Raw genomic sequence first — 7,577 nt, forward strand, 5'->3', positions numbered from 1 at the left:
TGAGAAGCAATTTGATATTTATCTTCTAATATTTCCTGCGTCACCGCATTTGGAACCGTATTTGGCTGCTCGATAAAAGAGGTTATTCCGCCCGCAACTGCAGCACGAGATTCCGATTCGATATCACCTTTATGCGTTAAACCTGGTTCTCTAAAATGCACTTGATCGTCTATCGCGCCTGGCATTAAATAATTTCCTTCAGCATCAATAACGATACAATCTGAAGTTTTTAATGAAATGCTGTCTGCAATTTCAACAATCAAATCGTTTTCAATTAAAACATCACCTTCAAAAATTGTCCCTTCGTTTACAATTTTGGCATTCTTTATTAAAATCCTGTTCATTTCGGTTGGTTTATAATGAATTGACTAATTTTCTTAATCTAAGCGAAATCACTCCAAGTATAGCTTCTTTAATAATAGCATTACTCATTTTAGAAACTCCTTTTGTTCGGTCTGTAAAAATAATTGGGACTTCTGAAATTTGAAATTTAGCACAATAAGTTCTGTACTTCATCTCGATTTGAAACGCATATCCCACAAATTTTATTTTGTTCAGATTTATTTTTTCTAAAACCTCTCTTTTGTAGCAAACAAAACCTGCAGTAGCATCGTGAATTTTCATTCCGGTAATAAATTTTACGTAAACAGATGCAAAATAAGACATCAGAACTCGGCTTAAAGGCCAGTTCACCACATTAACACCAGTTACGTATCGAGATCCAATTGCAAGATCTGCTCCACCAAAATGGCAGGCATCGTACAATTTCTCTAAATCATTTGGATTATGCGAAAAATCGGCATCCATTTCAAAAATAAATTGATATTCGCGCTCCAAAGCCCATTTAAAGCCATGAACATACGCAGTTCCCAATCCTGACTTTTTTGCTCTTTGTTCTAAAAAAAGTTTCCCTGGAAATTCTTCTTGTAAAGCGATCACTTTTTTTGCAGTATGATCTGGAGAATTATCATCAATAATCAGCAGATGAAAAGCTTTATGTTGCGAAAGTACAGCTCTTACTATACTTTCTACATTTTCAATTTCGTTATATGTGGGAATTATGACAATACTATCACTCATTTTTTTCTCGGTAATTTCACCGCAAAAGTAAACTTTTTATAGCATTTGATTCATAATAAATATATAATAAAAGTATTGCATCAAAAAATTACTAATTTTGTATCGCTATGATTGAACAACTTCATCCTCGAATAATCGAAAACAAGGACTGGGCAACACTTTTATTTGTGGTGACCTTTGCCGTTGTTGCCATGACAAAATCTGCTTACGAAACAAGATTTAGTGAATTTAGTAAACTTATTTTTTCTGATAAATATGCTAAAATTTATCGAGACAACAGCCACATGAAAAACAGCTTTACAGTTGGTTTATTTTTTGTGCAAATTGTATCCTTTGCCTTTTTTATTCTGCTTACGATGAATATTTTTGGTTATGCATCAAAAACCGATTGGGTTCTGTTTATTCAGATCGCCACTTTCCTTCTTTATTTCATTTTAGGGAAGTATTTAATTGAAAAAATTGTAGCAACTTCATTCAATATTGACGATTTTGTAGAACTATTTAACCTACAAAAAGTAACTTACAGAACGTATATTGGAGTTTTAATCCTTCCAATCAATGCTGTTTTGTTTTATTACAACAATATTCCGCAGATTATTCCGCTAGCAATCATAGGTATTTCGCTGTGTATTAGCGTATACTCTTACTTTATTTCAATTAAAACATATCAAAACGTAATTATCGGTAAGTTATTTTATTTTATTTTGTATCTTTGCGCTCTTGAAATAGCCCCTTATTATTTTCTTTATTATTGGATTACAAAAGGGAGTGCTTAGAAAATATTTATAATATGAAAGTGAAAACAATTTTGGTGTCACAGCCTGAACCTAAAGTGGAGAATTCTCCTTACTTTGAGCTCCAACAAAAACACAAAATAAAAATTGATTTCAGACCATTTATTCATGTAGAAGGGGTTAGCGCAAAAGAGATTCGATTACAAAAAATCGATCTTAATCATTACACTGCGATCATTTTAACAAGTCGAAATGCTGTAGATCATTTTTTTAGAGTTGCTGATGAAATGCGTTACAAAGTGCCAGAAGGTTTGAAATATTTTTGTCAATCTGAGGCTGTTGCGTTTTACCTTCAAAAGTATGTCGTGTACAGAAAACGTAAGATTTACGTTGGAGCAAAAGATTTTGCAGATTTATCTCCGCTAATTAAGAAGTACAAAGACGAGAAATTTTTACTTCCTGCATCTGACCAATTAAATGCAGATGCTCCTGTTACATTAAACAGTTTAAAAGTAGATTGGGCACAAGCTATTTTTTACAGAACTGTAATGAGTGATTTATCTGATTTAGCTGATGTTTATTATGACGTTTTAGCTTTTTTCAGCCCAACAGGAATCAAATCATTGTTTAAGAATTTCCCAGATTTTAAACAAAACAACACCAGAATTGCCGTATTCGGAAGCACAACGCAAAAAGAAGCTTTAGATCATGGTTTAAGAATTGATATTCTTGCTCCAACTCCTGAAACTCCTTCTATGACAATGGCTCTAGAAAAATACGTAGCAGAAGCCAACAAAGGAAAATAACCTTTTAAAATATACAACTTTTAAAATTCCAAATTTCAAACTAACCATTTGAGATTTGGAATTTTCTTTTGTACAGCATTTTAACTACATTTGATTTCTATTGATAACCCAAATCACAAAAAATAGTTTCAAATTGTAAGTTATGAAAATCAACTCCCTTTTAATTGAAATTGACGGAATCGACAAAGAAATTCTTCGCTATCTAATGGACGATGCCCGCAAACCAATCTTGCAAATAGCTAATAAAATAGGGATTTCTGGCGCGGCAATTCACCAAAGATTAAAAAAACTAGAACAATCTGGAGTTATTTCTGGTTCTAAGTTTACCGTTAATCCAAAAGTTTTAGGCTATAATACTATGGCTTTTGTCGGAGTTTATCTAGACAAAGCTTCTAGAAACTCAGAAGCAGTAAAAGAACTTAGAAAAATACCCGAAGTTTTAGAATGTCATTACACAACAGGAAATTGGTCGGTTTTAATTAAAATCATTTGTCGTGACAACGAACATTTGATGCAACTTTTAAATAACAAAATCCAAGCTATCGAAGGGGTTTCTAGAACAGAAACTTTTATTTCTTTAGATCAGCAAATTGATAGACAGATACAGCTTTAGAATTAGAGAATGTGCCAATTTAAAAATTAGATAATTTCACTCGAGCTGTCACCTTCAGCAAAGTCTAGGGGCTTAATTACCTATAAGGGCTTCGACTCCGATCAGCCTGACAAACTTCATAAAACACAAAACCCGACAGATTTTTGAAATCTGTCGGGTTTGCTATAAATTATCTAATTGACTAATTATCTCAATTAACTAATTAATTCCTTCTGCTTCCAGAGTAAATCGATATATAGTACAGTAATGTTGCAATAGAACCAATTGCCGCTACTACATAAGTTCTCGCAGCCCATTTTAAAGCATCTTTTGCTCCTGCTTGTTCTTCTTGTGTTAGCATGTGTTTATTTTCTAACCAAGCCAAAGCGCGATTACTTGCATCATACTCTACAGGAAGTGTAACAATTGAGAACAAAGTCGTTGCCGCAAAGATGATAATTCCAACTAATAATAGTCCCGGAAAAACTTTAATCATTAGAATTCCTGCTATCAAAATCCACTGTACGAAGTTTGAAGCTACGCTTACAATTGGCACTAATTTAGAACGCATTGTTAACCATTCGTAACCAATTGCGTGTTGCACAGCATGACCACATTCGTGCGCTGCAACGGCGGCGGCGGCGGCATTTCGATGGTTATATACAGCTTCACTTAAATTTACTGTTTTATCTGATGGATTATAATGATCTGTTAACTGACCTGGAACTGAGATAACACGAACATCTGTAATTCCGTTATCGGCAAGCATTTTCTCAGCGATTTCGCGTCCGCTCATTCCGTTTCTTAATTGCAACTTCGAATACAATTCAAATTTGCTCTTCAGCTGTGAACTTACCAGCCAGCTGAACAACATTATAGCTCCAGCAATAATTAAATATCCTGATCCCATTTTTTTCTGTTTTTAGATTGATTTTTAAATTTACAAAACAAACTGCAAAATGCGAACCATTTTAACAAAATGCCATTTTGACATTTTTCTACCATTTTTGACTTAATTCAGCATGTTGTTTTTGAGCAGAAAAGCAATTAATTCTGCCACATTTTTCATTTTATACTTCTGAAGGATATTTCTACGATGCGTTTGAACGGTTAGAAAACTTAAAAACAAATCATCGGCTATTTCTTGAGTCGATTTTCCTTGAGAAAGCAAAAGAGCAATATCGCGCTCTCTTCGGCTTAAACCCGGAATTCTTTCTAAATCTTCAGACAAAGGCTGACTAATTATCGTTTTTACTTCTTCGCTAAAAACAATTTCACCATCAATTGCTTTGTAAATACACTCTTTAAACTCATCAAAAGAAGCATTTTTAAGAATATATCCATTTCCGCCGTTCTGAATAAACTGCATCACCAAACTTCTTTCAGATTGGCTGCTCATACCTATAATTACAATTTTAGGATATTTTTGTTTGATTGTTTTACATAAATCGACTCCATTTATAACAGGCAGAAAAATATCCATTAAAATCAAATCTACATTATTGTCTTCGATATAATCTAAAAGCGCAATTCCCGATTCGAATTTTTCTACAATTTCTATATTATCTAGATCCGACAACAGGCCTGCAATTCCAGAAATCACAATCGGATGATCGTCTACTATTACCGTTTTATGCTTCATAATCATGATTTGGGTTATATTTTAATTCGATATAAGTTGAAGTTCCTTTTCCAAGAACAGAATCAATTTCTAATTTTCCGTTTAAAAAAGCCACGCGGTTTTTAATATTTCGCAAGCCCATTCCATCTCTTTTTTCTGCATGATTAACATTAAAACCAATTCCGTTATCTTCTACCGTAATAAAAAACACATCTTTATTCTGCGAACAGGAAACCAGAATCTGGGAGGCTTTTGCATATTTTAAAGAATTATTTAAAAGTTCCTGAATAATCCTGAAAATCATTATTTTAAAATGCTGAGGCAAGGTTGTCTTCTTAATCAAATACTGAAATTCGATAGTTGTTTCTGGTGTCGAATGTGAAGCGCACAAATCTCTTAACGCATGTTCAAGCCCTAATTTCATCAAACTTTCGGGCATCAGATTTTGAGAAATATTACGAAGCTCTTTTATCGAATCGTTTAACATTCCGTTTATATTCGGGGCATTTTCATTGTTTTCTCGTTCTGCAAGATTCAAATGGATTTTAAGGCCAGAAAGCATACTCCCAAGTCCGTCGTGCAAATCTCTCGCGATTCTTTTGCGTTCAATTTCTTCTCCTTCAATTAAAGCATTTGAAATAGATAATTTCTGCTGATTCTCTAATGCTTCGAGTTCCTGTTTGTGGTTTACCTCTTTTTGAAAACTTATCTTTTTCTGATAATTATTCCAACTCCACAAAAACAAAACCGTCAAAAACAATACAAACGAAAGCACCGCAAAAAGCATCATATTCAAACGATTATTATTCACCTGCAAAACCGCTTTTTCATTCTCAGATTGCAGCAGACCAATTTTCTTTTCGCTTTCTGCTTTTTTGTATTTCGCTTCAAGTTCTACAATTTCGCTTTTAAGCTTGGCATCGTTTAAACTGTCGTTTATAACATTGTATTTGTTTGAATAAAAATAAGCTTTCGGATATTCTTTTGTCGCGTTGTAAACTTTAGACAGTTCTTTGTAATAATTTTTTTTATCTACAATAAAAGGTGTTTTTTCTATCAGATATTCTAAATTACTTTTTGCTTTGTCATAGTTTTTCTGTTTAAAAAGCACTTCATATTCTGCAAATTTTAATCTGTTTACCGCAATAGCATTCTGATGACTTTCTGCCGATTTAATTCCTTTATTAAAACTTACCAATGCTTCATCGTGTTTATTTTGTTTGGCATAGTAAAGTCCTTCCGAATAAAAATAAGAATCATTTAAGTTAGATGCGGGATATTTTTCTAAAGTCGAATAAGCTTTATCCAAAATTTCTTTAGCGTCGTAAAAATGCTTCAGTTCAACTAGATTTTCAGCATTTATAATATACGTTTCCATCTTAGACTCTGCTAAAGTTGCAGATTTTATAGTGGCGCTTTCAATATACTTTTGCGCTTGATCTAGATATTCAGCCGCTTTTTCACGCTCATCATTATTCATAAAAATAATGGCAACAGCTTTATTTAAAGCACTGATTAATTCGTAATCGCCACTTTTTTTAGCAATCGGAATGGCTTCATTTATAAGCAACTTCATATAAGCATTCTCATTATTCTTTCGTTGCTGCATAATGCCATAATTCTGAAGTATAATGGCGCGAAGCTTATAAGCTTCTTTATTACGATATTTTTTGAGTTTATCGTTTGCTTCAAGCAATGCTTTTTCAAAACCTTCCAAATCGCCTTTTTCTATAAAACTGGAAGCGTTATAAAAAATCGAAGCATCTTTTAAAAAAGGATATTTAACTTTTAATTTATTCGCCTGTTCAAGATATTCTTTCGATTTTTTAGCATCCTGTGCCATCAAAAATAGTTTTGATAATCTAAAACTATTTAAACTTTTGACACTGTCTGATTTTGTGTTTTTTGTGATCTTAACAATACTGTCAATATAAACAGTATCATCATCTAATGAAAGGATTACTTGTGAATGAGAAATTACAGTGAAAAACAAAAAAAATAAAATGGCGTAGAGTTTCTTCATAAATGTGGCATTTACTCAAAGTTATTAAAGCTTAATGACTTTCAAAAAGAAATAGTGCTCTTTTACCTGATATCAGGTAATAAAAAATACATTTTATCAGGTATTGTCCTCTCGTAATTAAGGGGCTAATTTTGTTATAAATCTGAATATTAATTAAAAGATATAATATGAAATCAATTTTGAAAACCTTAGCAATTGTAATGACTCTTGCTTTTACAGCGGTTTCTTGCAGCAGCGATAATGATGATAATGGCAAAAACAACTCAAGAGACGTTAAATACGAAATAACTGGAAACTTTTCTGGAGAGATAGATGCTGTTTATATGGAATCAGGAAATGCTGGACAAAGTGTAGATATTACTCAATTACCTTGGAATAAAGAATTTACTGCTTCTGCAGGTACTACTGGTGCTGGAATCCAAGTTTCTGGTCATGGAGGTGTTGTCGATCAAACTCTAACTGTAAAAATTTATATCGGAGGAAAAGTAGAACAGGAAACAACTGCGAAAGCAAAAAGTGATGGAACAATCATTGCTATTCCTGGTACTTATATTTTTCCGCAATAATTTATAGAAATTTTAGAATTTAAATTTTTGTTTTTGGTAAAAAAGCTTCGTATTGAACGAAGCTTTTTTTATGTATCTAATTGATCGCTTACTTCTTCAAACTTTTCTATTAAATTGTCTATTTTATTTCGTTGTTTTTTGACTTGTTTCGGACG

At 32.7% G+C, this 7,577-nt stretch carries 8 protein-coding genes and 1 pseudogene; 4 read left to right on the top strand and 5 right to left on the bottom strand.

The features are described from left to right. Both B3J44_RS08560 and B3J44_RS08565 read right to left on the bottom strand, forming a co-directional pair. Positions 1 to 344, bottom strand: a pseudogene (locus B3J44_RS08560) (dihydroorotase); the annotation flags it as partial. Between the two features lie 10 nt (positions 345 to 354). Beyond that, positions 355 to 1,080, bottom strand: a complete 726-nt coding sequence (locus B3J44_RS08565) for a polyprenol monophosphomannose synthase (protein WP_198855440.1) — start codon at positions 1,078 to 1,080, stop codon at positions 355 to 357. Between the two features lie 107 nt (positions 1,081 to 1,187). Here B3J44_RS08565 and B3J44_RS08570 point away from each other — a divergent pair, with 107 nt between their 5' ends. The 3 genes from B3J44_RS08570 to B3J44_RS08580 all read left to right on the top strand — a co-directional run bounded on the left by B3J44_RS08570 (position 1,188) and on the right by B3J44_RS08580 (position 3,233). After that, positions 1,188 to 1,856 (top strand): DUF4271 domain-containing protein, encoded by a 669-nt coding sequence (locus B3J44_RS08570; RefSeq protein ID WP_198855439.1) that lies wholly within the window; start codon positions 1,188 to 1,190, stop codon positions 1,854 to 1,856. 14 nt (positions 1,857 to 1,870) lie between these two features. Beyond that, entirely contained in the window at positions 1,871 to 2,620 is a 750-nt protein-coding gene (locus B3J44_RS08575; RefSeq protein WP_008465120.1) for a uroporphyrinogen-III synthase, read from the top strand. A 142-nt stretch (positions 2,621 to 2,762) separates the two neighbouring features. Then, on the top strand, positions 2,763 to 3,233 hold the full coding sequence (locus B3J44_RS08580; protein WP_111365821.1) for an Lrp/AsnC family transcriptional regulator: 471 nt from the start codon (positions 2,763 to 2,765) through the stop codon (positions 3,231 to 3,233). Between the two features lie 202 nt (positions 3,234 to 3,435). Here B3J44_RS08580 and B3J44_RS08585 read toward each other — a convergent pair whose 3' ends face one another. The 3 genes from B3J44_RS08585 to B3J44_RS08595 form a co-directional block, all read right to left on the bottom strand. Beyond that, positions 3,436 to 4,122 (bottom strand): zinc metallopeptidase, encoded by a 687-nt coding sequence (locus B3J44_RS08585; protein WP_198855438.1) that lies wholly within the window; start codon positions 4,120 to 4,122, stop codon positions 3,436 to 3,438. A 102-nt stretch (positions 4,123 to 4,224) separates the two neighbouring features. Then, on the bottom strand, positions 4,225 to 4,854 hold the full coding sequence (locus B3J44_RS08590; RefSeq protein ID WP_286967803.1) for a response regulator transcription factor: 630 nt from the start codon (positions 4,852 to 4,854) through the stop codon (positions 4,225 to 4,227). Continuing rightward, on the bottom strand, positions 4,844 to 6,856 hold the full coding sequence (locus tag B3J44_RS08595) for a tetratricopeptide repeat-containing sensor histidine kinase (RefSeq protein ID WP_286967804.1): 2,013 nt from the start codon (positions 6,854 to 6,856) through the stop codon (positions 4,844 to 4,846). Before B3J44_RS08595 ends, B3J44_RS08590 begins: the two co-directional genes overlap by 11 nt. A gap of 167 nt (positions 6,857 to 7,023) precedes the next feature. On the opposite strand from B3J44_RS08595, the gene B3J44_RS08600 reads away from it, so the two are divergent. Continuing rightward, entirely contained in the window at positions 7,024 to 7,422 is a 399-nt protein-coding gene (locus B3J44_RS08600) for an MmpS family transport accessory protein (protein WP_286967805.1), read from the top strand. Positions 7,423 to 7,577: the final 155 nt, after the last annotated feature.

It is taken from the genome of Flavobacterium sp. UBA4854 (assembly GCF_002399805.1).
GTDB lineage: Bacteria > Bacteroidota > Bacteroidia > Flavobacteriales > Flavobacteriaceae > Flavobacterium > Flavobacterium ginsengisoli.